This is a genomic window from Paragemmobacter kunshanensis (genome assembly GCF_011059185.1).
In the GTDB taxonomy this organism is placed as follows: Bacteria; Pseudomonadota; Alphaproteobacteria; order Rhodobacterales; family Rhodobacteraceae; genus Paragemmobacter; species Paragemmobacter kunshanensis.
This window is the reverse complement of sequence record NZ_JAALFE010000005.1, coordinates 200,113-224,918: the sequence shown is the minus strand read 5'-3', so window position 1 is coordinate 224,918 and position 24,806 is coordinate 200,113. Positions and strand designations below refer to the sequence as shown.

25 protein-coding genes and 1 tRNA gene are annotated in these 24,806 nt (G+C 67.3%); 14 read left to right on the top strand and 12 right to left on the bottom strand.

Features of this window, described 5'->3' with window-relative positions:
* The first annotated feature begins 154 nt into the window (after window positions 1-154).
* The 4 genes from G5V65_RS07630 to G5V65_RS07615 all read left to right on the top strand — a co-directional run bounded on the left by G5V65_RS07630 (window position 155) and on the right by G5V65_RS07615 (window position 4,812).
* Entirely contained in the window at window positions 155-1,174 is a 1,020-nt protein-coding gene (locus G5V65_RS07630; protein WP_165048577.1) for an amino acid ABC transporter substrate-binding protein, read from the top strand.
* 126 nt (window positions 1,175-1,300) lie between these two features.
* On the top strand, window positions 1,301-2,578 hold the full coding sequence (locus G5V65_RS07625; RefSeq protein WP_165048574.1) for an amino acid ABC transporter permease: 1,278 nt from the start codon (window positions 1,301-1,303) through the stop codon (window positions 2,576-2,578).
* A 2-nt stretch (window positions 2,579-2,580) separates the two neighbouring features.
* A complete protein-coding gene (locus tag G5V65_RS07620; protein WP_165048572.1) occupies window positions 2,581-4,023 on the top strand; it encodes an amino acid ABC transporter permease in 1,443 nt (480 codons plus the stop codon).
* A 9-nt stretch (window positions 4,024-4,032) separates the two neighbouring features.
* Window positions 4,033-4,812: an amino acid ABC transporter ATP-binding protein gene (locus tag G5V65_RS07615; RefSeq protein ID WP_165048569.1), complete on the top strand. Its 780-nt coding sequence runs from the start codon at window positions 4,033-4,035 to the stop codon at window positions 4,810-4,812.
* Window positions 4,813-4,937: 125 nt separating this feature from the next.
* On the opposite strand, the gene G5V65_RS07610 is transcribed toward G5V65_RS07615, so the two are convergent.
* Genes G5V65_RS07610 through argB form a run of 3 tightly spaced genes read right to left on the bottom strand, consistent with a single transcriptional unit; the run spans window position 4,938 to window position 6,994 of the window.
* Window positions 4,938-5,441 (bottom strand): SixA phosphatase family protein, encoded by a 504-nt coding sequence (locus G5V65_RS07610; protein WP_165048567.1) that lies wholly within the window; start codon window positions 5,439-5,441, stop codon window positions 4,938-4,940.
* A 24-nt stretch (window positions 5,442-5,465) separates the two neighbouring features.
* The gene (locus G5V65_RS07605; protein WP_165048565.1) at window positions 5,466-6,119 is read right to left on the bottom strand and encodes a ferredoxin; all 654 of its coding nucleotides are present in this window, start codon (window positions 6,117-6,119) and stop codon (window positions 5,466-5,468) included.
* Window positions 6,116-6,994, bottom strand: coding sequence for an acetylglutamate kinase (argB, locus tag G5V65_RS07600; RefSeq protein WP_165048645.1), 879 nt, complete (start codon window positions 6,992-6,994; stop codon window positions 6,116-6,118). The genes G5V65_RS07605 and argB overlap by 4 nt, the downstream gene beginning before the upstream one ends.
* 137 nt (window positions 6,995-7,131) lie before the next feature.
* Between argB and G5V65_RS07595 the strand changes: the two genes are divergently transcribed.
* On the top strand, window positions 7,132-7,863 hold the full coding sequence (locus G5V65_RS07595) for an SDR family oxidoreductase (protein ID WP_165048562.1): 732 nt from the start codon (window positions 7,132-7,134) through the stop codon (window positions 7,861-7,863).
* A gap of 271 nt (window positions 7,864-8,134) precedes the next feature.
* Here the strand turns inward: G5V65_RS07595 and yihA are convergent, their stop codons facing one another.
* The 4 genes from yihA to ttcA all read right to left on the bottom strand — a co-directional run bounded on the left by yihA (window position 8,135) and on the right by ttcA (window position 12,334).
* A complete protein-coding gene (yihA, locus tag G5V65_RS07590; RefSeq protein WP_165048560.1) occupies window positions 8,135-8,788 on the bottom strand; it encodes a ribosome biogenesis GTP-binding protein YihA/YsxC in 654 nt (217 codons plus the stop codon).
* Window positions 8,785-9,534 carry an MOSC domain-containing protein gene (locus G5V65_RS07585; protein WP_165048558.1) on the bottom strand — a complete coding sequence of 250 codons (750 nt, stop codon included), beginning with the start codon at window positions 9,532-9,534 and terminating at the stop codon, window positions 8,785-8,787. Before G5V65_RS07585 ends, yihA begins: the two co-directional genes overlap by 4 nt.
* Window positions 9,531-11,354: a membrane protein insertase YidC gene (gene yidC, locus G5V65_RS07580; RefSeq protein WP_165048556.1), complete on the bottom strand. Its 1,824-nt coding sequence runs from the start codon at window positions 11,352-11,354 to the stop codon at window positions 9,531-9,533. Before yidC ends, G5V65_RS07585 begins: the two co-directional genes overlap by 4 nt.
* Before the next feature lie 110 nt (window positions 11,355-11,464).
* Entirely contained in the window at window positions 11,465-12,334 is an 870-nt protein-coding gene (ttcA, locus tag G5V65_RS07575) for a tRNA 2-thiocytidine(32) synthetase TtcA (protein ID WP_165048553.1), read from the bottom strand.
* A 120-nt stretch (window positions 12,335-12,454) separates the two neighbouring features.
* On the opposite strand from ttcA, the gene G5V65_RS07570 reads away from it, so the two are divergent.
* Both G5V65_RS07570 and G5V65_RS07565 read left to right on the top strand, forming a co-directional pair.
* On the top strand, window positions 12,455-13,003 hold the full coding sequence (locus G5V65_RS07570) for a DUF3833 domain-containing protein (RefSeq protein ID WP_165048551.1): 549 nt from the start codon (window positions 12,455-12,457) through the stop codon (window positions 13,001-13,003).
* A gap of 47 nt (window positions 13,004-13,050) precedes the next feature.
* The gene (locus tag G5V65_RS07565; protein ID WP_165048549.1) at window positions 13,051-13,281 is read left to right on the top strand and encodes a hypothetical protein; all 231 of its coding nucleotides are present in this window, start codon (window positions 13,051-13,053) and stop codon (window positions 13,279-13,281) included.
* A 13-nt stretch (window positions 13,282-13,294) separates the two neighbouring features.
* Here G5V65_RS07565 and yidD read toward each other — a convergent pair whose 3' ends face one another.
* Genes yidD through rpmH form a run of 3 tightly spaced genes read right to left on the bottom strand, consistent with a single transcriptional unit; the run spans window position 13,295 to window position 14,131 of the window.
* The gene (gene yidD / locus G5V65_RS07560; protein WP_165048546.1) at window positions 13,295-13,540 is read right to left on the bottom strand and encodes a membrane protein insertion efficiency factor YidD; all 246 of its coding nucleotides are present in this window, start codon (window positions 13,538-13,540) and stop codon (window positions 13,295-13,297) included.
* Complete coding sequence (gene rnpA, locus G5V65_RS07555; protein ID WP_165048544.1) at window positions 13,537-13,956, bottom strand: ribonuclease P protein component; 420 nt, start codon at window positions 13,954-13,956, stop codon at window positions 13,537-13,539. Before rnpA ends, yidD begins: the two co-directional genes overlap by 4 nt.
* Before the next feature lie 40 nt (window positions 13,957-13,996).
* Window positions 13,997-14,131: a 50S ribosomal protein L34 gene (gene rpmH, locus G5V65_RS07550; protein WP_023666388.1), complete on the bottom strand. Its 135-nt coding sequence runs from the start codon at window positions 14,129-14,131 to the stop codon at window positions 13,997-13,999.
* Window positions 14,132-14,358: 227 nt separating this feature from the next.
* Between rpmH and G5V65_RS07545 the strand changes: the two genes are divergently transcribed.
* From G5V65_RS07545 to G5V65_RS07530, 4 genes are all read left to right on the top strand, one after another.
* Window positions 14,359-15,102 (top strand): TVP38/TMEM64 family protein, encoded by a 744-nt coding sequence (locus tag G5V65_RS07545; RefSeq protein WP_165048643.1) that lies wholly within the window; start codon window positions 14,359-14,361, stop codon window positions 15,100-15,102.
* A 3-nt stretch (window positions 15,103-15,105) separates the two neighbouring features.
* Window positions 15,106-16,527 carry a dihydrolipoyl dehydrogenase family protein gene (locus tag G5V65_RS07540; protein ID WP_165048542.1) on the top strand — a complete coding sequence of 474 codons (1,422 nt, stop codon included), beginning with the start codon at window positions 15,106-15,108 and terminating at the stop codon, window positions 16,525-16,527.
* A gap of 122 nt (window positions 16,528-16,649) precedes the next feature.
* Window positions 16,650-17,999, top strand: coding sequence for a sensor histidine kinase (locus G5V65_RS07535; protein ID WP_165048642.1), 1,350 nt, complete (start codon window positions 16,650-16,652; stop codon window positions 17,997-17,999).
* Window positions 18,000-18,056: 57 nt separating this feature from the next.
* Window positions 18,057-18,133: transfer RNA gene (locus tag G5V65_RS07530), tRNA-Arg, on the top strand.
* Between the two features lie 81 nt (window positions 18,134-18,214).
* Here the strand turns inward: G5V65_RS07530 and G5V65_RS07525 are convergent.
* Window positions 18,215-19,291, bottom strand: coding sequence for an acyltransferase family protein (locus G5V65_RS07525; protein WP_165048540.1), 1,077 nt, complete (start codon window positions 19,289-19,291; stop codon window positions 18,215-18,217).
* A gap of 277 nt (window positions 19,292-19,568) precedes the next feature.
* Here G5V65_RS07525 and G5V65_RS07520 point away from each other — a divergent pair, with 277 nt between their 5' ends.
* On the top strand, window positions 19,569-20,267 hold the full coding sequence (locus tag G5V65_RS07520) for an SDR family oxidoreductase (RefSeq protein ID WP_165048538.1): 699 nt from the start codon (window positions 19,569-19,571) through the stop codon (window positions 20,265-20,267).
* Window positions 20,268-20,334: 67 nt separating this feature from the next.
* Here the strand turns inward: G5V65_RS07520 and G5V65_RS07515 are convergent, their stop codons facing one another.
* Window positions 20,335-20,628: a hypothetical protein gene (locus G5V65_RS07515; RefSeq protein ID WP_165048535.1), complete on the bottom strand. Its 294-nt coding sequence runs from the start codon at window positions 20,626-20,628 to the stop codon at window positions 20,335-20,337.
* A 373-nt stretch (window positions 20,629-21,001) separates the two neighbouring features.
* Between G5V65_RS07515 and smc the strand changes: the two genes are divergently transcribed.
* Both smc and G5V65_RS07505 read left to right on the top strand, forming a co-directional pair.
* Window positions 21,002-24,457 (top strand): chromosome segregation protein SMC, encoded by a 3,456-nt coding sequence (gene smc / locus G5V65_RS07510; protein WP_165048533.1) that lies wholly within the window; start codon window positions 21,002-21,004, stop codon window positions 24,455-24,457.
* The gene (locus G5V65_RS07505; RefSeq protein ID WP_165048531.1) at window positions 24,454-24,801 is read left to right on the top strand and encodes a hypothetical protein; all 348 of its coding nucleotides are present in this window, start codon (window positions 24,454-24,456) and stop codon (window positions 24,799-24,801) included. The genes smc and G5V65_RS07505 overlap by 4 nt, the downstream gene beginning before the upstream one ends.
* The last annotated feature ends 5 nt before the right edge of the window (window positions 24,802-24,806 follow it).

Here is a 24,806-nt window from a genome sequence, read left to right as displayed (position 1 = left end):
GTAGTGCTTGACCTTTCAAACCGCTTCGGAAGAAACTGCGTCTACTGGGAGAGGCTCACCTTCCCAAGGTCGGCCTGATGGCCGCGAGGGTGGGTCATCGGGGACCAAATAACCGCCGCCCGCGAAAGGGCGGCATACTCAGGAAGAGGTAAGAATGAAAAAATCCGTATTCCTCGGCGTTGTCGCGGCCACCACGATGGTAGCCGGGGCGGCTGCGGCGCAGGCGACGCTGGAAGCTGTCAAGGCGCGCGGCGAGCTGATCTGCGGGTCGAACACCGGCCTGACGGGCTTTGGTGCGCCGGATGCAAGCGGCAACTGGACGGGCTTTGACGTGGACCTGTGCCGCGCCGTCGCTGCGGCGGTGCTGGGCGATGCCACCAAGGTGAAGTTCGTGCCGACCACCGGCGAGACCCGTTTCACCGCGCTGCAATCGGGCGAAGTGGACCTCCTGGTCCGCAACTCCACCTGGACGCTGTCGCGCGACACGGAACTGGCGCTCGATTTCGTGGCGGTGAACTATTATGACGGCCAGGGCTTCATGGTGAAGAAGGATCTGGGCGTTTCCTCGGCCAAGGAACTGGACGGGGCGACGGTCTGCATCCAGACCGGGACCACGACGGAACTGAACCTGGCCGACTTCTTCAAGCAGAACAACATCAGCTATCAGCCGGTCACCGTGGCCGACGATTCGGAAGCGCAGCGCCAGTATCTGGCCGGCGCCTGCGACGCCTATACCACGGATGCCTCGGGTCTGGCTGCGTCGCGTGCGACGATGCCGGATGCCGAGAACCACGTGATCCTTCCCGAGATCATCTCGAAGGAGCCGCTGGGCCCGGTCGTGCGTCATGGCGACAGCAACTGGGGCGATATCGTCCGCTGGACCTATTTCGCGCTGCTGATCGCCGAAGAGAAGGGCGTGACCAAGGCCAATGTGAACGAGGTTGCGGCTTCGACCACGGATGAGGAAGTGAAGCGTCTGCTGGGCCTGTCGGGCGACATGGGCGCCAAGATCGGACTGCCGAACGAGGCGTTCAAGAACGCGATCGCGGCTGTCGGCAACTATGGCGAGATCTTTGCCGCCAATATCGGCGAAGGCACCACGATCAACCTGGCGCGCGGGCTGAACGCGCTGTGGACGCAGGGCGGCCTGCAATACGCACCGCCCTTCCGTTGATCTGAACCGGCACGGGGGCATCCGCATCGGGTGCCCCCGTCCCTTTTCGGCGCCCGGGGTGGCGGCCGAAGGAACACCCGGAATACCGGGGTTCGCGTCAACAAGCGCAAACACAGGGGAAATGACATGGCCTTGGCCAGCGACGTGCCGAAAGAGTCCTTTCGGCTCTCTATGCTCATCTACGATACGCGATACCGTTCGATCACCATCCAGATCTTCGTGCTGGTGCTGTTCGGGCTGTTTCTGGCCTGGCTTCTGAACAATACGGCGCAGAACCTGGCGACGCGGGGCAAGGAGTTCAACTTCGGCTTCCTGTGGCAGCGGGCGGGCTATGACATCGGGCAGCAACTGATCCCCTATACCAATGACAGCAACCATTTCCGGGCGCTGCTGGTGGGGTTGATCAATACGCTGGTGGTGGCGATCATCGGCTGTGTTCTGGCGACGGTGATCGGCGTCTTCGTGGGCGTGATGCGGCTGTCGAAGAACTGGCTCGTGGGTCGGTTGATGACGGTCTATGTGGAGATGTTCCGCAATGTGCCGCTTCTGCTGTGGATCCTGCTTTCCTATGTGATCCTGTCGGAGACGACGCCGCAGCCGCGCGATTTCCGGCTGACGGACGAGATGGCGGCGGCGGGCGAGGCGCCGGCGGCGTCGATGATCCTGTTCGATACGGTGGCGGTGACGAACCGGGGGACGAATGTGCCCTCGCCGCTGTTCGACCGGTCTCTGGGGACGCTGGACCTGGGGGGCATGTCGATCAGCCTGACGCTGCTGGCCTATATCGCGGTGATCGCGGGATCCGTCTGGGTGAACCGGCGCATCCTGGCCGCGGCGCGGGCGCAGCAGGAGGCGACGGGCGACAGGCCGGTGACCTGGTGGAAATCGCTGGCGGTGCTGTTCGTGCCGGTGATCGCGCTGAGCGCGGCGCTGGGCCTGCATCTGGAGATCCCGGAACTGCGCGGCTTCAACTTTCAGGGCGGCATCCTGGTGGCGCATTCCTTTACCGCGCTGGTGATCGCGCTGGCGCTGTATACGGCGGCCTTCATCGCGGAAATCGTGCGGGCGGGCATCCTTGCCATCTCGCGCGGGCAGTCGGAGGCGGCCTTCGCGCTGGGCCTGCGGCCGGGGCGGACGATGAACCTGATCATCCTGCCGCAGGCGCTGCGGGTGATCATCCCGCCGCTGATCAGCCAGTATCTGAACCTGACGAAGAATACCTCGCTGGGGATTGCCGTGTCCTATCTGGACCTGCGCGGCACGCTGGGGGGGATCACGCTGAACCAGACCGGGCGGGAGCTTGAGTGCATGCTGCTGATGATGCTGATCTATCTGACGATCAGCCTGATCATTTCGGCGGTGATGAACCTGTATAACAAATCCGTCCAGATCAAGGCGCGCTGACCATGACAAAAGCAAGCTATGTGCGCGATCAGATGCTGCCCCCGCAGGCCCCGCCGGTGAGCGAGGCGGGCGTGGTGAAGTGGCTGCGCGAGAACCTGTTTTCGGGTTGGTTCAACACGATCCTTACCCTTGTGGGGGTGGTGGTCATCTATTGGCTGGTGGCGTCGGCGCTGCCCTGGTGGCTGAATTCCGTCTGGAATGCCGAAAGCCTGGGCCAGTGCCGCGAGATCGTCGCCGCCACGGCGGGGGAAGGGGCAACCGGGGCCTGCTGGGCCATGATCCGCGAGCGGTGGCATCAGTTCATCTTCGGCTTCTATCCGCCGGATCTGTGGTGGCGGCCGATCATGGCCTTTGGCCTGTTGTTCGTGGCGCTGGCGCCGGTGCTGTTTTCGGGCCAGAGGCGCAACCTGACGGCCATCCTGGGGGCAGCCTTCGCCTTTCTTCTGGTGACGCTGTATCTGGCGGGTGCGCCGATGGCGGCCTGGGTTCTGGTTCTGGCGCTGATCCTGGGGCTGGCGGGGCTGGCGCAGGCGATGCCGGGGAAATTGCTGTGGTTCACGGCGATCTATCCGGCGCTGTGCTTCTGGCTGCTTTGGGGCGGGTCGATCTGGTCGCCGGTGGCGGCGATGCTGGGCTTTGTCGTGATGGGCGTGGCCTATGTCGCGCTGGTGGGGCGGATGGGGCCGACGGCATCGGCCATCGCGGGCGTGGTGCTGGCCGCGCTGTGGTGGCTGATCCTGGATGTGCCGGTGGCGAATGCGATCCAGTCGGCGATCCCCTTCGGATTGCAGCCGGTGGCATCGGACCAGTTCGGCGGGTTCCTTCTGGCGATCACCATCGGGGTGACGGCGATCACCTTCTCGCTTCCCATCGGGATCCTGCTGGCGCTGGGGCGACAGTCGGACATGCTGATCGTGAAGACGCTGTGCGTGGGGTTCATCGAGTTCATCCGGGGGGTGCCGCTGATCACGCTGCTGTTCACGGCATCGCTTCTGCTGCAGTATTTCCTGCCGCCGGGGACGAATTTCGACATCATCCTGCGGGTGATCATCCTGGTGACGCTGTTCGCCGCGGCCTATCTGGCCGAGGTGATCCGCGGGGGTCTGGCGGCGCTGCCGCGCGGGCAGTATGAGGCGGCGGATGCGCTGGGGCTGGATTACTGGCGGGCGCAGCGGTTGATCATCCTGCCGCAGGCCTTGAAGATCTCCATCCCGGCCATCGTGTCCACCTTCATCGGCCTGTTCAAGGATACCACGCTGGTGGCCTTTGTCGGCCTGATGGACCCGCTGAAGGGCGTCACGCAGATCGTTCGCGCGGATATCGACTGGAAGGGCATCTACTGGGAGCCCTACATCTTTGTCGGCGTCATCTTCTTTGTCATCTGCTTCGGCATGTCGCGCTATTCCATGTATCTGGAGCGCAAGCTGAAGACCGATCATCGGTAAGGATCAATCATGTCTGAACAAGCCATCGACCGTTCGAAGATGCAGATCTCGGATGAGGTTGCCATCCAGATCACGGGAATGAACAAGTGGTACGGCACGTTTCACGTGCTGCGCGACATCAACATGACGGTGCAGCGGGGGGAGCGGATCGTGATCTGCGGGCCGTCGGGGAGCGGGAAATCGACGCTGATCCGCTGCATCAACCGGCTGGAGGAACACCAGCAGGGCCAGATCGTGGTGGACGGGACGGAGTTGACGAACGACCTGAAGAACATCGACAAGGTGCGGTCGGAGGTGGGGATGGTGTTCCAGCACTTCAACCTGTTCCCGCATCTGACGATCCTGGAGAACTGCACGCTGGCGCCGATCTGGGTGCGGAAGGTGCCGAAGAAGGAAGCCGAAGAGACGGCGATGCATTTCCTGCGCAAGGTGAAGATCCCCGAGCAGGCGAACAAATATCCCGGCCAGTTGTCGGGCGGACAGCAGCAGCGGGTGGCGATTGCGCGGTCGCTGTGCATGAAGCCGCGGATCATGCTGTTTGATGAACCGACGAGCGCCTTGGACCCGGAGATGATCAAGGAAGTGCTGGATACCATGATCGAGCTGGCCGAGGAGGGGATGACGATGCTCTGCGTGACCCATGAGATGGGCTTCGCGCAGGCGGTGGCGAACCGGGTGATCTTCATGGATCAGGGCCAGATCGTGGAGCAGAACGAGCCGAAGGAGTTCTTCAACAACCCCAAGAGCGACCGGACCAAGCTGTTCCTGAGCCAGATCCTGGGGCATTGAGCGGGCGCAGGCGGGGGGGCATGCGCCCCCCCGCACCCCCCCGCGCGGAGAACGATGTCGTGAAGGACGACAAGGGAGAGGGGCGCCTGCGGGGCGCCCTTTTCGCATGGGTCAGGCGCGGGTGGTCAGGCGACGATTTCGCGGGGGACGATGAAATCGTCCACCACGCCCATGCCGAAGCCCAGCTCTTCCCAGCTGGCGATGTTGAAATCGGCCACCAGCGTGGCCCCGGTGGGGTAGCGGGCGAATTCGGCGTTGCGGGGCGGCTGGGCCACGAGTCGGGTGGCGAATTCGGCGATGCCGGGGTTGTGGCCGATCATCATCACGACATCGCCCTTGGCGTGGCGCAGCACGGCGAGCATGACATCGGGGCCTGCATGATAGAGCGCGGGTTTCAGTTCCAGCGTCGGCGTGCCGGGCAGGGCGGGGGCGATCCCGCTCCATGTCTTTCTGGTGCGAAGGGCGTCGGAGCAGAGCACCTCATCGGGGACATAGCCGCGCGAGGCGAGCCATTGGCCCAGATCGGCGGCGGCGGCCTTGCCGCGTTCGTTCAGCGGGCGGTCATGATCGGGGGTGAGGGGATCGTCCCAGCTGGATTTCGCGTGACGGGTCAGGATCAGCCGCTTCATTCATTCCCCCCTTGGCGGGGAGGGTCAGGCCGCCCCGTCCGGTTTATGGAATCGGCCCATGTGCCAGGCCGACTGTTCGGGAAGTCTTGCATAGGCCTGTGACACCGGGCAAGCGCGGCGCGTCTCGCAGCCCGTGGTCAGGCAGGGCTGGCCGGCGGGGGTGTCGAGGAAGCCGTGGCAGGCGGGCACGTCATAGCCATCGGCGGTGAGGGCGGCGGCGGGGCAGGCGGCCAGGCAGGGCCGGGCGCAGCCATCGCAGGGGCGCGGCGCGGGGGCGGGAAGGGGGACGCGCTCCCTGAGCGCGAGCGCGCCGCGGAAGCTGACCATCAGGCCCTGATCGGCGCTGACCAGAAGGCGGACGGGGCTTTCCCAGATACGGCCTGTCCGCAGCGCCCAGCGATAGAAGGGGTGGTAGGGCGGCCCGCCGAAGGGGAAGAGCGCCTTGGCGCCGAGGTCGCAGGCGATGGTGCCGATCACGCGGCGGGACCAGCGATCCATCGGATCGGGCTGGCCGTCCTGCCATTCGGGGCTGGCGGTGAAATGCGCCCAGAAACCCGGTTCGGCGGGGCCGAGGAGAAGCAGCGTCTGCGTGCCGGGGGGGAGGATGTCTTCGGGCGTGGGGTGGAAGCCGCCCAGCACGGTGAGGTGATGGGCGGCGAGCAGCGCCGCGAGGGTCACCGCTTCACGCGCGGCTTGACGCGGGGTTCGGTGGAGCGGATCTGGCTGCCTGCGCCGTGATCGGTGAAGAGTTCCATCAGGCAGGCATTCGGCACGCGGCCATCGAGGATGGTTACGGCGCGGACGCCTTCGGCCAGCGCGGCCAGCGCGGTTTCCGTCTTGGGGATCATGCCGCCCGCGATCACGCCATCGGCCGTCATCTGGCGGACCTCTTCGGGGGTGATCTGGGTCATCACCTCGCCCGCTGCATTCTTGACGCCCGCGACATCGGTGAGCAGGAGCAGGCGGTCGGCCTTGAGCGCGCCGGCGATGGCGCCCGCCGCCGTGTCGCCGTTGACGTTGAAGGTTTCGTTATCGGCCATGCCGGTGGCGACGGGGGCGACGACAGGGATGATGCCTGCGTTGTAGAGATCGCGCAGGACCTGCACGTTCATCTCGACGGGCCGCCCGACGAAGCCCAGGTCGGGATCGTCGGCTTCGCAGACCATCAGATCGTCATCCTTGCCGGAGATGCCCACGGCGCGGCCGCCCGCATCCATGATCGCCTGCACGATGCGCTTGTTCACGAGGCCCGAGAGGATCATTTCCACCACCTGCACGGTGGCCTTGTCGGTGACGCGCTTGCCGCGCACGAATTCGGACTTGATGCCCAGCTTTTCCAGCATTTCGTTGATCATCGGGCCGCCGCCATGGACGACCACGGGGTTCACGCCGACCTGGCGCATCAGAACGATGTCGCGGGCGAATTCGGCCATGGCGGCATCGTCGCCCATGGCGTTGCCGCCGAATTTCACCACCACCACGGCATCGGCATAGCGTTGCAGGTAGGGCAGGGCTTCGGACAGCATCTTGGCGGTATTGGCGGCGTCGGACATGGTGCTCGTCTGCAGTTTCATGGGGCCCCCCGGACAGGTTGCGCCTTGGTAATGCCTGCGGCCGCGCCTGCCAAGCGGCAATGGCCTTTCACCGCCAAAGCGGCGAAGATGGGCGGAAAGAACAGGTGGTGAATCGGATGACAGAGCAGAAGACCCTTGTCCTGACCGGGGCGTCGCGCGGGATCGGCCATGCGACGGTGAAGCGTTTTTCGGCCGAGGGGTGGCGGGTGCTGACCTGTTCGCGCCAGCCCTTCGATCCGCGCTGCCCCTGGCCGGGGGGGGAGGAGAACCATATCCAGATCGACCTGGCGAGCCCCGACAAGACGATTGCGGCGATCGAGGTGATCAAGGGCAAGATCGACGGGCGGCTGCATGCGCTGGTGAACAATGCGGGGATCAGCCCGAAGGGACCGGGCGGCGCGCGGCTGAACACTTTGGAGACGGATTTGCGGACATGGGGGCAGGTGTTCCATGTGAACTTCTTCGCCTCGATCGTGCTGGCGCGGGGGTTGAAGGGTGAGTTGTCGGCGGCGGGCGGGTCGGTTGTGAATGTCACCTCGATTGCCGGGGGGCGGGTGCATCCTTTTGCGGGGGCGGCCTATGCCACGTCGAAGGCGGCGCTGGCGGCGCTGACGCGGGAAATGGCGCATGATTTCGGGCCTTTGGGCGTGCGGGTGAATGCGATTGCGCCGGGGGAGATCGAGACGGCGATTCTAAGCCCCGGGACGGAGAAGATCGTGGAGGGGCTGCCGATGCGGCGGCTGGGGCAGCCGCGTGAGGTGGCGGATGCGATCTGGTTCCTGTGTTCGGATCAGTCGAGCTATATCAGCGGCGCGGAGATCGAGGTGAACGGCGCGCAGCATGTGTGAGGCTGTGCAGAGGGCCAGTGCAGAGCGTGGTGCAGACGGCTGTGCATACAAATTCGGGCAGAGTCGGCGGGGTTTTCGTGATTGACGGTGCGCTGGTGGGGGGGTGACCCCCTCTAGGTTGGGAAGTGACCCCCTCCCCAACCCTCCCCCTTGCAGGGGGAGGGAGAGGCGCGGTGCGCGGCGGTTTGGATCGGCGATACCCCGCCCCGGACTTGATCCGGGGCCTTTCGGCGGGGGGTGGTCCCGGGTCAGGCCCGCGACGGGGCTGGCGTCATTCCAGCGTGGCGATGATGGCGCGGAGGGTTTCGATGCCTTCGCCCTTTTCGGAGGAGGTGACGACCAGTTCCGGGTAGGCGGCCGGGTGTTTGGCCAGCGCGCCCTTGACCTGTTCGATCACCGCCATCCGTTCGGCGCGGTTGATCTTGTCGATCTTGGTCAGCACGCATTGGAAGGTGACGGCGGAGCGGTCGAGGAGTTTCAGGATCTCTTCATCCACGGCCTTGACCCCGTGGCGCGCGTCGATCAGCACGAAGGCGCGGCGCAGGGTCTGGCGGCCCGAGAGATAGGCCTTGAGCAGTTCCTGCCATTTGCGGACGACGGCGACCGGGGCCTCGGCATAGCCATAACCGGGAAGGTCAGTCATGTAGCGGGTTTCGCCAAGGGCGAAGTAGTTGATTTCCTGCGTTCTTCCGGGCGTGTTGGAGGCGCGGGCCAGCGATTTTCGCCCGGTGAGGGCGTTGATCAGGCTGGATTTGCCCACGTTGGAGCGGCCCGCGAAGCAGACTTCGAGCCGGTCTGCCGGGGGCAGGCCCGACATGGCGACCACGCCTTTGACGAAGGTGACGGGGCCTGCGAACATCAGGCGGCCCTTTTCGCGCGCCTCGTCTTCGGGATCGGGGGCGAGGGTGAATTGAAGCTGGGTCATTCAAGGCTCCATGCATCGCCGGTGGCGATGGTGCCGGGGGTGACGACCACGGCGTAGAGGCCGAAATCCTGATGGCCGAAATGCGATTCCAGCGCGCGGAGCGTGTCGGCATCGCTGATGCCGGTCGCGGGTTCGACGGTGGTCGCAGAGCAGCGCGTGATGCGTTCGCGGATTTCAAGGACGGCATCGCCGATGGTCAGGCGTTTGCCGATCCAGTTCCATTCGTCCCAAGCGGGGGCGCCGGAGAGCCAGAGGTTGCCGCGCCAGCGGTGGATCGACAGGTCATGCCCCATGCGGGCGGAGAGGTCGGCGAGCGAGGCCATGTTCAGGATGGCGACGGAGGGGAAGTCGCTGTCGGTCATGCCGCGGCCTGCGGTGACGATGCGGGCGGGTTGCGCGCGGTTGGCGGGGTTCAGCGGGCGGACCCAGTCGATGAAGCGGGGGGTGTCGGCCGCGTCGTCGGGGCGGAAGGTGATCTCGCCCCGGTCGGGGTGGCGGAGGGTGACGGTGCCCGTGTCTTCGTCCAGCGTGCTTTCGATGGCCATGAGTGCGGGGGCCTTGGCCGCGCGGGCGAAGTTGACGCAAGGGTTCCAGCCATCGGTCAGTTTCGCGGCGTCGTGGGCGACGGCCCAGTGCCGATCCCACGGCAGGCATTCGCCCGTAGAAAGACGAACGGACGCGAGGGTTTCGCGTCCGTGTCCCTTGATCGGGTGGCGGCAGATATGTTCCAGCCGCCCGCCCGTCATTTCCTGGCCTTCTTCGACTTGTCGGCCACCGGGGCGGGTTCCTTTTTCTTGAAGCCCGACTTGATGTTGCCGAAGACGTCGGGCTTGTGCCCGTGGCTGCGCATGATGAGGTATTGCTGGGTGAAGGTGATGATGTTGTTCGTGATCCAGTAGACCACGAGGCCCGAGGCGAAGCCGCCCAGCATGAACATGAAGATCCAAGGCATCCAGGCGAAGACCTGCTGCTGCACCGGATCGGTGGGCTGCGGGTTCAGCTTCTGCTGCAGCCACATGGTGATGCCCAGAAGGATGGGCAGGATGCCGATGAAGATCAGCGCCAGGAAGCTGCCATGTGCCGGTGCAGCCCAGGGCAGGAGGCCGAAGAGGTTGTAGATCGAGGACGGGTCGGGGGCCGACAGGTCCTTGAGCCAGCCGAAGAAGGGGGCGTGGCGCAGTTCGATGGTGACGAAGATCACCTTGTAGAGCGCGAAGAAGATCGGGATCTGGATCAGGATCGGCAGACAGCCCGCCGCCGGGTTGACCTTCTTGTCTTTGTAGAGCTGCATCATTTCCTTTTGCAGCTTCTGCTTGTCTTCGCCCGCGCGTTCCTTCAGCGCCTCAAGCTCGGGCTGCAGTTCCTTCATCTTGGCCATGCTGACATAGGATTTGTAGGCCAGCGGCAGGACGAGGAATTTGAGGAAGAAGGTCAGCGCGATGATCGCAAGGCCCATATTGCCGATAACGGCGTTCAGCCAGTGCAGGACGGCGAAGATGGGCTTCGTCAGGAAGAAGAACCAGCCCCAGTCGATGGAATCGATGAAGCCGGGGATCGAAAGGTCGCGTTCATAGGCGCGGATCGTGGCCCATTCCTTGGCGCCCGCGAAGAGGCGGGTGGTCGCGGTGACGGTCGCGCCTGCGGCCAGTTCCTGAACCGGCTTGCGGGTTTCGGTCTGGTAGATGTCGGCGCCGGGGACGTACTTCGTCACCGCCGTGAAGGGCACGCCCTGTTCGGGGATCAGCGTCGTCATCCAGTATTTGTCGGTGAAGCCGATCCAGCCATCGGCGCCTGCATCCACCACCTCGGCCTGCGCGCCTTCGCGTTCGATGACGGGGAGTTCCATCAGGTCATCGTATTTCTGTTCGGTGAGCGTGCCATCGGTGCGGCTGACCATGCCTTCGTGCAGGACGAAGAAGTTCTGGAGGCCCGCAGGCTGGCCGTGGCGGGCCACGATGCCATAGGGGAAGAGCGAGACGGCGGCGCTGCCGGTGTTCTGGACGCTGTCCTTGACGGTGAACATGAACTTGTCGTCCACGCTGATTTCGCGCGTGAAGGTCAGGCCCTTGGTGTTCTGCCATTGCAGGGTGACGGGGGCGTCGGGGGCAAGGGTGCCGCCGCCCGCCACGCGCCATTCGGTGCGGGCGCCGGGGACATCATCGGCGGTCAGCCCCGTGCCGGGACCCCAGCCGAAGACGGCGTAATAGGGGTGTTCCTCGCCCACCGGGGACAGGAGGCGCACGATGGGGGAATTCGCGTCGAGCGTTTCCTTGTAGCCCTTGAGCGAGAGGTCGTCGATGCGGCCGCCGAGAAGCGAGATGGAGCCGGTGAGCGCGGGCGTGTCCACGGTCAGGCGGGGGGCTTCGGGCAGGGGTTCGGCTTCGGTGGTTGCCGGGGCCGCCGTTGTGGCCGCGGGTGCGGCGGGGGCGGTTTCCGTCTGCGCCACGGCGGCGGGGGCGTTGGGATCGACCACCGCTTCTTCCGGGGGGAAGACCGCGAACCATACGAGGATCACGAGGAAGCTCAGCACGGTTGCGAGCAGGAGGTTCTTGTTCTGATCGTCCATTGGGGAAGACTGCCGCCGTTGGGAAAAAGGGTCAGCGCTGCTTCAACAGAAGGGGGGGCGAAAGGTCAAGGCCTTTCGCCTGCGCGGCGGGGGCGCAGGGGGGAAAGTGATCAGCGCAGGGCGGGGGGGAGGCCGTCTTCCGTGCCGGGCTGCGCCGCGCCGGGGGCGAGGTTGAGGAAGTCGAAGATCGCCGGATCGGCGAGGTGGGAGGGGCGCACGTTCTGCAGCGCGCGGAACATGACGTTGCGGCGGCCGGGGGTGCGGGATTCCCAGTCATCGAGCAGTTTCTTGACCTGCATGCGTTGCAGGCCCTCCTGCGACCCGCAGAGATCGCAGGGGATGATGGGGTAGTTCATGGCGCGGGCGAATTTCTCGCAATCCTGTTCGGCGACGAAGGCGAGGGGGCGCAGGACCATCAGGTCGCCGTCTTCGTTCACCAGTTTCGGCGGCATGGTGGCAAGGCGGCCGCCGTGGAAGAGGTTCATGAAGAAGGTTTCGAGGATGTCGTCGCGGTGGTGGCCGAGGACGACCGCCGTGCAGCCCTCTTCCCGCGCGATGCGGTAGAGGTTGCCGCGGCGCAGGCGCGAGCAGAGCGCGCAGTAGGTGCGGCCTTGGGGGACCTTGTCCACGACGATGGAATAGGTGTCCTGATATTCGATGCGGTGGGGGACGCCCATCTTGGTGAGGAATTCGGGAAGGACCGTGGCGGGGAAACCGGGTTGCCCTTGGTCAAGGTTGCAGGCGAGCAGGTCTACGGGCAAAAGGCCGCGCCATTTGAGTTCGTGCAACACGGCGAGCAGGGTGTAGCTGTCCTTGCCGCCGGACAGGCAGACCAGCCAGCGGTCGCCGCGATTGACCATGCCATAGGTTTCGATCGCCTCGCGCGTTTCGCGGACGATGCGCTTGCGCAGCTTCTTGAACTCGGTCGAGGTGGGGGCGCCGTGGAAGAGCGGGTGGATGTCGTCGAGATCGTCCAGCATCGGGCTGCCCTTTGGCGCGGGTGTCGGGGAAGTGAGGCATGGATATGCCAGAAGGGCGGGGATTGGGCAATCCGGGCGGGGATGCGCTGCGTATGAAGGGAAATGCCCGGAGGATTGCCCATGCGCCCGTTGAAGATCGTTGCTGCCCTTGCCCTGATCCCGTTCCTTGCCGCCTGCGCGGGCAAGCCGTCGCTGGAGGATGCATCGCTTTCGACGCGGGAGCTGGAGCTGGAGGAGTTCTTTGACGGCCGGCTGGTGGCGCATGGGCAGTTCCAGGACATCTTCGGCACGGTGCGGCGGCAGTTCGTGGCGGATATCCGGGGGGATTGGGACGGGCAGAGGCTGCGGCTGGTGGAGGATTTCACCTATGAGGACGGGTCGACCGAGCAGCGGGTCTGGACCCTGAAGAAGACCGGCGAGGAGACCTGGGAGGGGACTGCGCCGGGGGTGATCGGGGTCGCCACGGGGGTGGAGAAGGGGGATCGGTTCAACTGGCGCTATACGATCGACCTGCCGGTGCCGGCGGCGGATGGGAGTGTGGAGACCGTGCGGGTGACGTTTGACGACTGGATGTGGCTGTTGAGCGAGGATCGGCTGTTCAACCGGGCCTATATGAAGCGCTATGGTGTGGATGTGGGGGATGTGTCGATCTTCTTTGAAAAGAAGTGACGCCCAGTTCCCCCCGTGTCGGTGTGCAGTGAGTCAGGGGTGTCGGGGTGGAAGGTCTTGTTCTTTCTTTGATTGGCGTGATCGTCTTGTTGAGCGCGCATAAATACATCGGCAAGTTTGCCTTCGTCCTGTATTTTTCGGTCTTTGCCATTCTGGTCATCAAGGTGGCGCAGTGGCTGGAGATGGATCCGAAGGTCCTGCTTGTGTCCGTTCTTGGCACGGCTTTGGCGGGGTTCCTTGCGCTGGCGCTGTGGGGTTATCTGAACCAGCGCAAGTGATGGCGGGCCGGGGTCAGGGCCTGTCATGCTCCGGATCGCTGCCCGGCACGGGGTCATAGCCGTGGCCGCCCCAGGGGTGGCAGCGGCAGATGCGGTGGACCGTGAGATAGCCGCCCTTGAGGCCGCCGTGGCGTTCCAGCGCCTCGAGCGCGTAGGCCGAACAGGTGGGCTGGAAGCGGCAGCCGTGGCCGACCCAGGGCGACAGGATCAGGCGATAGGCGCGCACCGGAAGGGCGAGGAGGCGCGCGAGGGGGGTCATTTCGCGCGGGCCTGATGGACGGAGGCGAGGGCGGCGCGCAGGTCTTCGCGCAGGGTGGCGAAGTCGCGGGTCACCGTCGCCTCGGGCCGGGCGACGAGGACATAGTCCCAACCGGGTTGGGCGAGCGGGGGGAGGATGTCGCGCGCCAGCGCGCGCAGGCGGCGCTTGGCGCGGTTGCGCATCACGGCATTGCCGATCTTCTTCGAGGCGGTGAAGCCGATGCGGACGATGGCCTGACCATCGCCGCGATTGCGGGCCTGCAGGAGGAAACCCCCGGTTCCCTGTCTGCGGGCAGAGGCGGCGCGCAGGAAATCGGCGCGTTTCTGCAAGGTGAGCAGCGGGCAAAGCGAAACCGCCGACGGAGCGGCGGGCGCTTCGGCGGGGTCGCCTTTGCCCGTGTCCATCGGCGGTGTCATCGCGTTACCCATGTCCGGCCCCGGAGGACCGTGGAAGGGATCAGGCGGACAGGCGCTTGCGGCCCTTGGCGCGGCGCGCGGCCAGGACGAGGCGGCCGCCCTTGGTGGCCATGCGGGCGCGGAACCCGTGGCGGCGCTTGCGGACCAGGTTCGACGGTTGGTAAGTGCGCTTCATCGCGGCTCTCCGTATCACTCAGGCAGCGCAAACCCGACGGATTCGAGCGCCCCTTCTATTCGAAGCCCGTCCTTTACGGGGGGTTCGGTGGCAAGTCAACGCGGGGCGAGGCGATTTTCTGCAACATTTCGCGTCGGATCGGGCGGGAATGTTGCAAAGCGGGGGGCTTGCATCAAGGCGGCGTGAGGCGGGTGGCGGGATGGGCGGGTTTTGGCCATCTTGGCGGGATGGAAAACCCTGATCCGCCCCGCCCCGCGCCCGAAGCCGACCGATCCCTGCGCCGGATGATTCCCGTGCTGGTGCTGCTGCTGGCGGCGGGGCTGGGGGCGGTGTTCCTGCGCGACAGCCTGTCCTTCGAGGCGCTGGCGCTGCATCGCGAGACGCTCTTGGCCTATCGCGATGCCCATTACGGGCTGGCGGTGGGGGCATTCCTGCTGGCCTATGTGGCGATCGTGGCCTTTTCGCTGCCGGGCGCGACGGTGGCCACGCTGACGGGCGGTTTCCTGTTCGGACTGTTTCCCGGCGTGCTGTTCAATCTGGCGGGGGCCACGCTGGGGGCGGTGCTGCTGTTCCTGGCGGCGCGGGCGGGCTTTGGCGCAAGGCTGGCGGCGAAGATCGAGATGCAGGGCGGCAAGGTGGCGCGGCTGCGGGCGGCGCTGGCGCGCAACGAATGGGAGGTGCTGTTCCTGATGCGCGTGACGCCCATCGTGCCCTTCTTCATGGCGAACCTGATTCCCGCGCTGCTGAACGTGTCGCTGTTCCGCTTTGCGGTGACGACGGCGCTGGGGATCGTGCCGGGGGCGCTTGTGCTGACATCGGTCGGGTCGGGGCTGGGGGATGTGTTTGCGACCGGGGGGCAGCCCGATTTCGGGCTGTTCCTGGAGCCCTATGTGCTGTGGCCCATCCTGGGGCTGGTGGCGCTGGGGGTCATGCCCATGGTGGTGCGCGCCCTGCGGCGCCGGGAGTTGTGAGCGATGCAGGAGATCAGGACGGATATCTGCGTGATCGGGGCCGGGTCGGGCGGTCTGTCGGTGGCGGCGGGCGCGGTGCAGATGGGCGCGCGGGTCGTGCTGATCGAAGGGGCCGAGATGGGCGGGGATTGCCTGAATGCGGGCTGTGTTCCGTCGAAGGCGCTGATCGCGGCGGCCGAGGCGGCAGAGGTGCAGCGCGCATCGGTGCGGTTCGGCGTGGCGGCGGTGGAACCGGTGGTGGATTTCGGCGCGGTGAAGGATCATGTGGCGGGGGTGATCGCCGGGATCGCGCCGGTGGACAGCCAGGAGCGGTTCGAGGGCCTGGGCTGCGAGGTGATCCGCGATTGGGCGCGGTTCGTGTCGCCGAAAGCCGTGGAGGCGGGGGGGCGGCGCATTCTGGCGCGGCGATTCGTGATTGCCACGGGATCGCGGGCGGTGGTGCCGCCGGTGCCGGGGATCGAGTCGGTGCCTTACCTGACCAATGAGACTGTGTTCGGGTTGCGCGAGCGGCCGGGGCATCTGCTGATCCTGGGGGGCGGACCGATTGGCATGGAGATGGCGCAGGCGCATCGGCGGCTGGGCTGCGCGGTGACGGTGATCGAGGCGGGGCGCGCGCTGGGCCGGGAAGACCCGGAGGCGGCGGCGGTGGTGCTGGAGGCGCTGCGCGCCGAGGGGGTGCGGATCGTCGAGGGGAAGGGCGTGGTGCGGTTGCGGGCGCTGGAGCCGGGGGTGGAGGCCGTGCTGGCCGATGGCACGGTGATCGCGGGGACGCATCTTCTGGTGGCGGCGGGGCGCCGGGTGGCGCTGGAGGGGCTGGGGCTGGAGGCCGCGGGCGTGGCGCATGACGCGCGGGGCGTGACGGTGGGGGCCAATCTGCGATCGACCAGCAACCGGCGGGTCTTTGCCGTGGGCGATGCGGCGGGGGGCATGCAGTTCACGCATCTGGCGGGCTATCATGCGGGGATCGTGATCCGGCAGGCGGTGCTGGGCCTGCCCGCCAAGGCGCGGACGGACCATATCCCGCGCGTGACCTTTACCGATCCGGAACTGGCGCAGGTGGGGCCGGACGAGGCGGCGGCGCGGGCGATCTGGGGCGAGAGGCTGACCGTCAGCCGGTCGGAGTTCCATCACAATGACCGGGCGCAGGCGATGCGGGCGGGCGGGGGCTTTGCCAAGGTGATGATCGCGAAGGGGCGGGTCGTCGGGGCGACGGTGGTTGGCCCCCATGCGGGCGAGGTTCTGGCGCCGCTGGCGCTGGCGGTATCGGCGCGGATGAAGGTTTCGGCGCTGGCGGGGGTGGTTCTGCCCTATCCGACCTTGGCGGAGATCGGCAAACGCGCGGCAGGAGCCTATTTTTCGCCGAAGCTCTTTGATAACCCTGCGTTGAAGCGGTTCGTGGGGCTGGTGCAGCGCATCCTGCCCTGACGGGGCCATGGTGTGGGTGCGTCGGCATCCTGTGGCGGAGGACGGGTGCAGTGCGCATTGGTCGGGGCAGGTTCCTGAACACGCTGTCGGGGCGGTTCCTGCTGTTGACGGTGGCCTTTGTCATGCTGGCCGAAGTGCTGATCTTCGTGCCGTCCATCGCGCGGTTCCGGGCGGATTACCTGCTGCTGAGGCTGGAGAAGGCGCAGATCGCCTCGCTTGCGCTGCTGGCGGCCGAGGATGCCACGGTGGGCGAGGATCTGGAGGCGGAGCTTCTGAAGAATGCCGAGGTCTTCAACGTGGTGCTGCGGCGCGACGAAGTGCGGCAACTGGTGCTGTCATCGCCGATTCCGGCGCCGATCCATGACACTTTCGATCTGCGCATGGCGGGGCCGTGGGAATTGATCCGCGATGCGGGGGGTGTGCTGCTGGATCCGGAGAACCGGGTGATTCGGGTGATCGGCAATCCGGTGCAGGATGCGGGGCTGCTGATCGAGATCACGATGCAGACCGGCCCGCTGCGCGTGGCGATGGTGGAATACGGGCTGCGCATCCTGTTCCTTTCGGCGCTGATTTCGGTGGTGACGGCGCTGTTGCTGTTCCTGGCGGTGCAGCGGCTGCTGGTCGTGCCGATCCGGCGCGTGGTGCGGCACATGACGGCCTATGCCGAGGCGCCCGAGGATGCGCGGCGGGTGATCGCACCTTCGGCCGAGGTGGAGGAATTGCGCGTGGCAGAGGAGGCGCTGGCCTCGATGCAGACGCAGCTGACGGGGGCGTTGCGGCAGAAGGAGCGGCTGGCGCAACTGGGCGGCGCGGTGGCCAAGATCAGCCATGACCTGCGCAACATCCTGACCACGGCGCAGTTGTTCGCCGACCGGCTGGAGGCGAGCGCCGATCCGGCGGTGGCGCGGGCGGCGCCGAAGCTGGTGGGGTCGATCTCGCGCGCGGTGTCGCTGTGCGAATCCACGCTGGCCTTCGGCAAGGCCGAGGAGGCGCCGCCGCAGTTGAAGCGCTTTGCGCTGCGGGTGCTGGCCGAAGATGTGATCGAGGGCGAGGGGCTGATGGCCGAGGCGGGGCCGGTGGCCTGTCTGATCGACATTCCGGCGGGGCTGATGATCCGGGCCGACAGCGAGCAACTGTATCGGGTGCTGTCCAATCTGGTGCGCAATGCGCGGCAGGCGATCGAGGCGACGGGGCAGGGCGGCACGATCGAACTGTCGGGCGGCGAGGACGAGCAGGACTGGTGGATCCGGGTGGGCGATACCGGGCCGGGCCTGCCGCCGCGCGCCAAGGAGCATCTGTTCGAGGCCTTTCAGGGCGGCGCGCGCAAGGGGGGCACGGGGCTTGGCCTTGCCATCGCGGCGGAACTGGTGCGCGGGCATGGCGGGCGGCTGGATCTGGCGCGCAGCGATGCCGAGGGGACGGAATTCCTGATCCGGCTGCCGAAGCGGCTGGCGGGGGAAGAGGTGGCGTGACGCTTCGTTTTTCCCCTTGCGCCCCCGGGCGACCGGGGCTAAACGCAGCGCCAAGACGGACCCGTAGCTCAGCTGGATAGAGCATCAGACTACGAATCTGAGGGTCGGGCGTTCGAATCGCTCCGGGTCCGCCATTTCCTTCACAGACATCGTCAGAGCGGCGCATCCCTGCGGGGTGCGGGGTCGGTCCTTGTGCCGTGCAGGTCAGCGCGGGATCAGGATTGCGGGCGGGGGCTGTCCGGGCTGGTGCCGGGTGCGGCGGTGGCGGAAGCGTCGGCCGCGGCGGCGCGGGGCTGGGGGGTCATGTGTCGCCAGCCCAGGATGTTGCGGTCGCCCAGGCCCGGAAGGCGGGCCTGCAGGGCGCGCAGGGCCTGCAGGAAGAGAAGGCCGAAGAGGCCGGGCAGGGCCGCGCTGACGAAGAAGAGCGCCGAGGGGTCATGCAGCCCGAAATGCAGGCAGGCGAAGATCACCGCCATGTGCAGGAAATAGATCATCATCGACAGGAAGCCGAGATTGACCGGCGCGGGCGGCAAGTCGAGGCGCAGCGTGGCCAGAAGCGTGGTTGCGGCGAAGGCCAGGGCGAGGGGCGGAAAATCGGGAACGACGGTCATGCCGAAGCCTTGCAGGGCGAGCCAGGCTTCTGCCATGCGGAGCAGGGCGAGAAGCAGGAACAGCGCCGCGAGCGCGCCCAGCCCGGGCAGGCGGGCCATGCCGTGCCGATGGATATGCCTGGCGATGAGAAAGCCGAAGGCGGCATAGGGAAAGCCCAGGAACAGCCCGTTGCGATAGGCGTTGAGCGGGATGCTGAGCGGCGTGAAGAAATCCGCGACCTGCAGCGCCGATCCGACCGCAAGCCCGGCGATTGCCAGCCAGAGCAGGCGCCGGTTGGCCTGGGCGTCATCATGGCTGAGCTTGATCACCACGGTGAGCAGGGTCAGCGCGATGCCGAGGGCGGCCATGTACCACAGGTGGAGCGGGCCGAAGACCAGGTGTTCGAGGATGGCGGTCGGGCTGGTGGCATCGGCCTTCCAGAAGGGGAAGTAGAAGAGGCACCAGAAGAGATAGACGGCCAGAAGGCGCAGGAGCCAGCCCTTGATCCGGGCATTCCGGAAGGTGGAGTGGAACAGGAAGCCCGAGACCAGCGCGAAGATCGGCACGGTCATCCGCACGAGGCCCTGCCCGAAGACGTAGATCGCCGGTGAGAAGTTGCCGATGGTCAGCGTGGCATGGGCCCAGACGACCCCGATGGCGACGATCAGCTTGAGCAGGTCTATGGAGTGGATGCGTGTCATGCGGTCGGGATGGGCACCTTGGAGGCTGGCCGGGGGTGGGGTCTGCCTGAGGAACGGAGGCGCAGGAGCGCAACCGAGAGGGGCATTAACCTGCCTTAGCGTCCCGGGGGCGGCGAGATCAACCTGTCATTTGGAAACGACCCGTTCCCGGCCGGACCGGATCGGCGGAATCCGGCGCGGGGTGTGGGGGCTGGCCCCGGCGGGCGGTTGCGGGCATGGTGGCGGCGGTTTCGGGGCCGAAGGGCGCCACGGGACGGCAGGGTTCAGGGAGGACGGGATGACGGGGAAAGTGGCGCTGATCACCGGCGCGGGGCGCGGCATCGGGGCGGCGGTGGCGCGGGAGATGGCATCGCGGGGCCATGCGGTGGTGCTGATGTCTCCGTCCGAGAATTGCGAGCGGCTGGCCGCCGAACTGGGCGGGGTGGCGCATCGTGGCGTGGCGCAGGAGCCGGCGGATCTGAAGGCGGTGGTGGATCTGGCGATGGCGACCCATGGCCGGATCGACGCGGTGCTGAACCATACCGGCCATCCGCCGAAGGGCGACCTGCTGGAGATCAGCGACGAGAACTGGGATCTGGCCAACGACATGATCGTGAAATCGGTGATCCGCATGGCCCGGCTTGTGACCCCGGTGATGGAGGCGCAGGGCGGCGGGTCCATCGTGAATGTCACGACCTATGCCGCTTTCGAGCCGTCGCCGTGGTTTCCGGCCTCATGCGTGTATCGGGCCGGGGTTTCGACCTTTACCAAGCTTTATGCAGATCGCTATGGCCCGAAGAACATCCGGATGAACTGCCTGATGCCGGGCTTTACCGACAGCCTGGACGTGGGCAAGTTCGCGGAACTGACCGCGCTGAAGCGGATCGCGCGGGTGGAAGAGCAGGCGAAGGCCGCGGCTTTTCTGCTGACCGATGAGTCGAGCTATGTCACCGGCCAGAGCCTGCGGGTGGATGGCGGGATCACGCGGCATGTCTGACCGGGCCTGATCGCGCGCGCCCTGCGCCGCGCGCGGCCCTTTGGGCCCTGCGCGGCGCAGGGCGTGATCAGGCGCGGCTGTCGGTGAAGGGCAGGATCGCGGCGGGCTTGCCGCTGCCTTCGCCGATCTGGCCGAAGCGGATGCCGACGAGAACCGCGTTGGGGCCCAGGCGGGACAGCACCTCGGACAGGCGGGGGATGCGGGGGAAGTGGTGTTCCTCGACCCTGGTGCCATCGGAGGATGTCTGGATGATGCAGGGCAGGCGCGAGGCCACGGCGGCACGCCGCTGGCGGCGGGCGCGGTCGGCCATGGTTTCGCCCAGGGGGCCGCTGGCGGGGGTGAAATTGCGCAGGATCGTCATGCCTGCCCCCCGTTTGCGAGGGTGGCGGGCGCTGTGGTTTGGCCCGGCAGGGCGGGCAGATGGATCTGGTTAACCGGCATACTCTTCTTCTCCCAACGACCCCGGGGGGGCGTCTGTTCGCCCCTGATTTGTGGCAGAAATCGGGCAGGAATGTGACAGGACTAGGTCTGATGACGGATTGGACTGAGGTCTGTCCGGGATCGTTGAAAGGGCTGATCGGCGCGGCGGCGGGGAAGGCCGGGCGCGGGCGGGATGCGCAATATCTTGGGGATAAGGCGGCGGGATTGCCAATATGCGGGGTTCGGGCGGTTGACGGGCGCGGGGATCGTGGGGACCATGCGGGTTTGACGGAATCAACCGGGGATTACCGCCCGTGCGCTTTACCAGGCTGCGGCTGAACGGATTCAAAAGCTTTGTCGACCCCACGGATCTGGTGATCCATGAGGGGCTGACGGGCGTTGTCGGACCGAACGGATGCGGCAAGTCGAACCTGCTGGAGGCGTTGCGCTGGGTGATGGGCGAGAACCGCCCCACGGCGATGCGCGGCGGCGGGATGGAGGATGTGATCTTCGCCGGGGCCGCCACGCGGCCCGCCCGCCATTTCGCGGAAGTGGCACTGGTGATCGACAATCAGGACCGGCTGGCGCCTTCGGGGTTCAACGAGACGGACCAGATCGAGATCGTGCGGCGGATCACGCGGGATGCGGGGTCGGCCTACAAGGCCAATGCCAAGGATGTGCGGGCGCGGGATGTGCAGATGCTGTTCGCCGATGCCTCGACCGGGTCGCATAGCCCGGCGCTGGTGCGGCAGGGGCAGATTTCGGAACTGATCAACGCAAAGCCGAAAGCGCGCAGGCGTGTGCTGGAAGAGGCGGCGGGGATTTCGGGCCTTTATGCGCGGCGGCATGAGGCGGAGTTGAAGCTGCAGGGGGCAGAGCAGAACCTGACCCGCGTGGATGACGTGCTGGAGCAGTTGGCGCAGCAGTTGTCGACCCTGACCCGGCAGGCCAAGCAGGCGGCGCGCTATCGCGAGATCGGCGAGGAGTTGCGGCGGGCGGAGGGGATGCTGCTCTATCGCCGCTGGCGCGAGGCCGAAATGGGGCGGCTGGAGGCCGAGGGCGTGTTGCGCGAGCGGCTGGTGGCGGCCAGCCAGGCGGAGGCTGCGGCGCGGGCGGCGGGCAAGGCGCGCGAGGGGCGCGAGGATGTGCTGCCCGGTCGGCGTGAGGAGGAGGCGATTGCCTCGGCCATCCTGCAGCGCTTGGTGGTGCAGCGCGACGGGCTGGCCGAGCAGGAGGCGCGGGCGCGGGCGATGATCGAGACGCTGCGCGGGCGGATCGAGCAGCTTGTGCGCGACATGGAGCGCGAGGCGGGGCTGAACCGGGATGCCGGGGAGACGATCTCGCGCCTTGACTGGGAGATCGAGCAGCTGGCGCGCGCCCATGAGGGGCATGAGGAGCGGCTGGCCGAGGCGGCGGATGTGGCGCGCGAGGCCGGGGCCGTGCTGGGCGAGCGCGAGGGGATGCTGGCGCAGGCGACGGAGGACAGCGCGCGGCTGGCGGCGCGGCACCAGTCGGCGCAGCGGATGCTGGCGGATACGCGGGGCACGCTGGAAAAGGCCGAGGGCGCGGCGGCATCGGCGCGCGATGCGGTGGAGGGGGCGACGGAGGCGCTGGCGCTGGCATCAGAGGCGTTCGAGGCGGCGGAAGAGGCGCAGGAACTGGCCGTGGCGCAGGCCGAGGAATCCGAGGCGCTGCTGGAGAAGGCCGAGGTGGCCCGGGCCGAGACGCAGGCGCGCGAGGCCGAGGCGCGGGCGGCGCGGTCTGCCGCCGAGGGCGAGGCCAATGCGTTGCGCGCGGAAGTGGCGGCGCTGGCGCGGCTGGTGGAGCGGGAGGCGAGTGCGGGGACGCAGCTTCTGGATCGGCTGGAGGTGGAGCCGGGGTTCGAGAAGGCGCTGGGTGCGGCCCTGGCCGATGACCTGCGCGCGCCGGAGGTGGGCAGCGACGGGCGGTCGGGCTGGGCGAAGCTTGCGGATTATGACGCGCCGCAGGGGTTGCCTGCGGGCGTGGCGCGGCTGTCGGCGCATGTGAAGGCGCCGGGGGTTCTGGCGCGGCGGCTGGGGCAGATCGGGCTGGTGGACCGGGCGCAGGGGGCGGCGTTGCAGGCCGAGCTGTTGCCGGGGCAGCGGCTGGTTTCGAAGGAAGGCGATCTGTGGCGCTGGGACGGGTTCCGGGCGGGGGCCGAGGATGCCCCCAGCGCCGCCGCGCTGCGCCTGCAGCAGTTGAACCGGCTCGTGCAGTTGAAGCGCGATCTGGAAGAGGTGGCCGCGAAGGCCGAAGGCGCGCGGCAGGCGCATGAGGCCTTGCAGGGGCGGCTCATGGATCTGTCGCGCGCCGATCAGATGGCGCGCGAGGCGCGGCGCGCGGCGGATGGGCGGGTGACCGAGGCGAACCGCGCGGCGGCGCGGGCGGAGGCGGACAAGTCCATTGCCGGGGGCAAGCTGGAGGCGGCGCGGCTGGCGGTGTCGCGCTTTGAGGATGAGGCGATGGCCGCGCGGGCGCGGCTGCGCGAGGCCGAGGCCGCGATGGGCGATCTGGGCGATCTGGAGGGCGCGCGCAGCGCGGTGGAGGCGGCCAAGGTGGCCGTCGAGGCGGCGCGGCTGGCCATGCTGACGCGGCGGTCCGGCCTTGACGAGTTGCGCCGCGAGGGCGAGGCGCGGGTGAAGCGGCGGCAGGAGGCGGTGAAGGAGCTTTCGGGCTGGAAGCACCGGCTGGAGACGGCGGAGCGGCGCATCGCGGAACTGGCCGAGCGCAAGGCCGAGACGGAAGAGGAACTGGCCGAGGCCAGCGCCGCGCCGGAAGAGATTGCCATCAAGCGCGAGGAGCTGGCCGAGGCGATTGCGGCGGCCGAGGCGCGGCGGCAGGTGGCCGCCGATGCGCTGGCCGAGGCGGAGGGCGCGCTGCGCGAGGCGCAACTGGCCGAGCGGGAGGCGGAACGCGCGGCGGGCGAGGCGCGCGAGGCGCGGGCGCGGGCCGAGGCGCGGATGGATGCGGCGCGCGAGACGGTGGCCTATGCCGCCGAGCGGATTTTCGAGGAGACGGAAAGCACGCCGGAGCAGTTGCTGGCCACGCTGAAGGCGGACCCGGAGAAGATGCCGGATGCCGAGGCGCTGGATGCCGATGTGAACCGGCTGAAGCGGCAGCGCGAGGCCCTGGGGGCGGTGAACCTGCGGGCCGAGGAGGATGCCAAGGCGGTGGCCGGGGAGCATGACACGCTGGCCAAGGAAAAGGTCGATCTGGAAGAGGCGATCAAGAAGCTGCGGTCGGGTATCGCGGGGCTGAACAAGGAAGGGCGGGAGCGGCTGCTGACGGCCTTCGAGCAGGTGAATGCCAATTTCTCCACCCTCTTCACCCATCTTTTCGGCGGGGGCGAGGCGCGGCTGGTGCTGGTGGAATCGGATGATCCGCTGGAGGCCGGGCTGGAGATCATGTGCCAGCCGCCCGGCAAGAAGCTGGCGACGCTGTCGCTTCTGTCCGGGGGGGAGCAGACGTTGACGGCGCTGGCGTTGATCTTTGGCGTGTTCCTGGCGAACCCCGCGCCGATCTGCGTGCTGGACGAGGTGGATGCGCCGCTGGACGATGCCAACGTGACGCGGTTCTGCGACCTTTTGGACGAGATGGCGCGGCGGACGGAGACGCGGTTCCTGATCATCACGCACCATGCGGTGACGATGGCGCGGATGGACCGGCTGTTCGGGGTGACGATGCAGGAACAGGGCGTGAGCCAGTTGGTGAGCGTGGACCTGAAGAAGGCCGAGGCCTTGGTCGCGTGACCTTGGAGGAGGCCCTGGTCGCCGCGGGCTTCGTGGGCGTGGAGCGGGAGGGGGCGGTGGTCTTTGCCCGCGACGGGGCGGAGGCACCGGAATTCACCGTGGAAGGCGGGCGGTTCGCCCTTCGCTTTGCCGTTCGGGCGACCGAGGCGGAGCGGGAGGCGTGGATGCGTGCGCATCCTGCGGGGCGGCTGGACATTGCCGAGGGGGAGACGCGGCTGGTGATGGTGCTGCCCGAGGGGGTGGATCTGGAGGCGGGTCTGGCGGTCTGGCGCGATCTGACGCGGGCTTGCGCGAGGGCCGCCGTGAGTTGGCGGCGGCGGCAGAGGCCGGTTCACGGCATGTAGGGGCC

Excerpts from the sequence above, each read along its gene's own strand:
- G5V65_RS07630 (WP_165048577.1), top strand. The coding sequence starts at position 155 with ATGAAAAAATCCGTATTCCTCGGCGTTGTCGCGGCCACCACGATGGTA.
- G5V65_RS07625 (WP_165048574.1), top strand. The coding sequence starts at position 1,301 with ATGGCCTTGGCCAGCGACGTGCCGAAAGAGTCCTTTCGGCTCTCTATG.
- G5V65_RS07620 (WP_165048572.1), top strand. The coding sequence starts at position 2,581 with ATGACAAAAGCAAGCTATGTGCGCGATCAGATGCTGCCCCCGCAGGCC.
- G5V65_RS07615 (WP_165048569.1), top strand. The coding sequence starts at position 4,033 with ATGTCTGAACAAGCCATCGACCGTTCGAAGATGCAGATCTCGGATGAG.
- G5V65_RS07610 (WP_165048567.1), bottom strand. The coding sequence starts at position 5,441 with ATGAAGCGGCTGATCCTGACCCGTCACGCGAAATCCAGCTGGGACGAT.
- argB (WP_165048645.1), bottom strand. The coding sequence starts at position 6,994 with ATGTCCGACGCCGCCAATACCGCCAAGATGCTGTCCGAAGCCCTGCCC.
- G5V65_RS07595 (WP_165048562.1), top strand. The coding sequence starts at position 7,132 with ATGACAGAGCAGAAGACCCTTGTCCTGACCGGGGCGTCGCGCGGGATC.
- yihA (WP_165048560.1), bottom strand. The coding sequence starts at position 8,788 with ATGACCCAGCTTCAATTCACCCTCGCCCCCGATCCCGAAGACGAGGCG.
- G5V65_RS07585 (WP_165048558.1), bottom strand. The coding sequence starts at position 9,534 with ATGACGGGCGGGCGGCTGGAACATATCTGCCGCCACCCGATCAAGGGA.
- yidC (WP_165048556.1), bottom strand. The coding sequence starts at position 11,354 with ATGGACGATCAGAACAAGAACCTCCTGCTCGCAACCGTGCTGAGCTTC.
- ttcA (WP_165048553.1), bottom strand. The coding sequence starts at position 12,334 with ATGCTGGACGATCTCGACGACATCCACCCGCTCTTCCACGGCGCCCCC.
- G5V65_RS07570 (WP_165048551.1), top strand. The coding sequence starts at position 12,455 with ATGCGCCCGTTGAAGATCGTTGCTGCCCTTGCCCTGATCCCGTTCCTT.
- yidD (WP_165048546.1), bottom strand. The coding sequence starts at position 13,540 with ATGACCCCCCTCGCGCGCCTCCTCGCCCTTCCGGTGCGCGCCTATCGC.
- rnpA (WP_165048544.1), bottom strand. The coding sequence starts at position 13,956 with ATGACACCGCCGATGGACACGGGCAAAGGCGACCCCGCCGAAGCGCCC.
- rpmH (WP_023666388.1), bottom strand. The coding sequence starts at position 14,131 with ATGAAGCGCACTTACCAACCGTCGAACCTGGTCCGCAAGCGCCGCCAC.
- G5V65_RS07545 (WP_165048643.1), top strand. The coding sequence starts at position 14,359 with ATGGAAAACCCTGATCCGCCCCGCCCCGCGCCCGAAGCCGACCGATCC.
- G5V65_RS07540 (WP_165048542.1), top strand. The coding sequence starts at position 15,106 with ATGCAGGAGATCAGGACGGATATCTGCGTGATCGGGGCCGGGTCGGGC.
- G5V65_RS07535 (WP_165048642.1), top strand. The coding sequence starts at position 16,650 with ATGCTGGCCGAAGTGCTGATCTTCGTGCCGTCCATCGCGCGGTTCCGG.
- G5V65_RS07525 (WP_165048540.1), bottom strand. The coding sequence starts at position 19,291 with ATGACACGCATCCACTCCATAGACCTGCTCAAGCTGATCGTCGCCATC.
- G5V65_RS07520 (WP_165048538.1), top strand. The coding sequence starts at position 19,569 with ATGACGGGGAAAGTGGCGCTGATCACCGGCGCGGGGCGCGGCATCGGG.
- G5V65_RS07515 (WP_165048535.1), bottom strand. The coding sequence starts at position 20,628 with ATGACGATCCTGCGCAATTTCACCCCCGCCAGCGGCCCCCTGGGCGAA.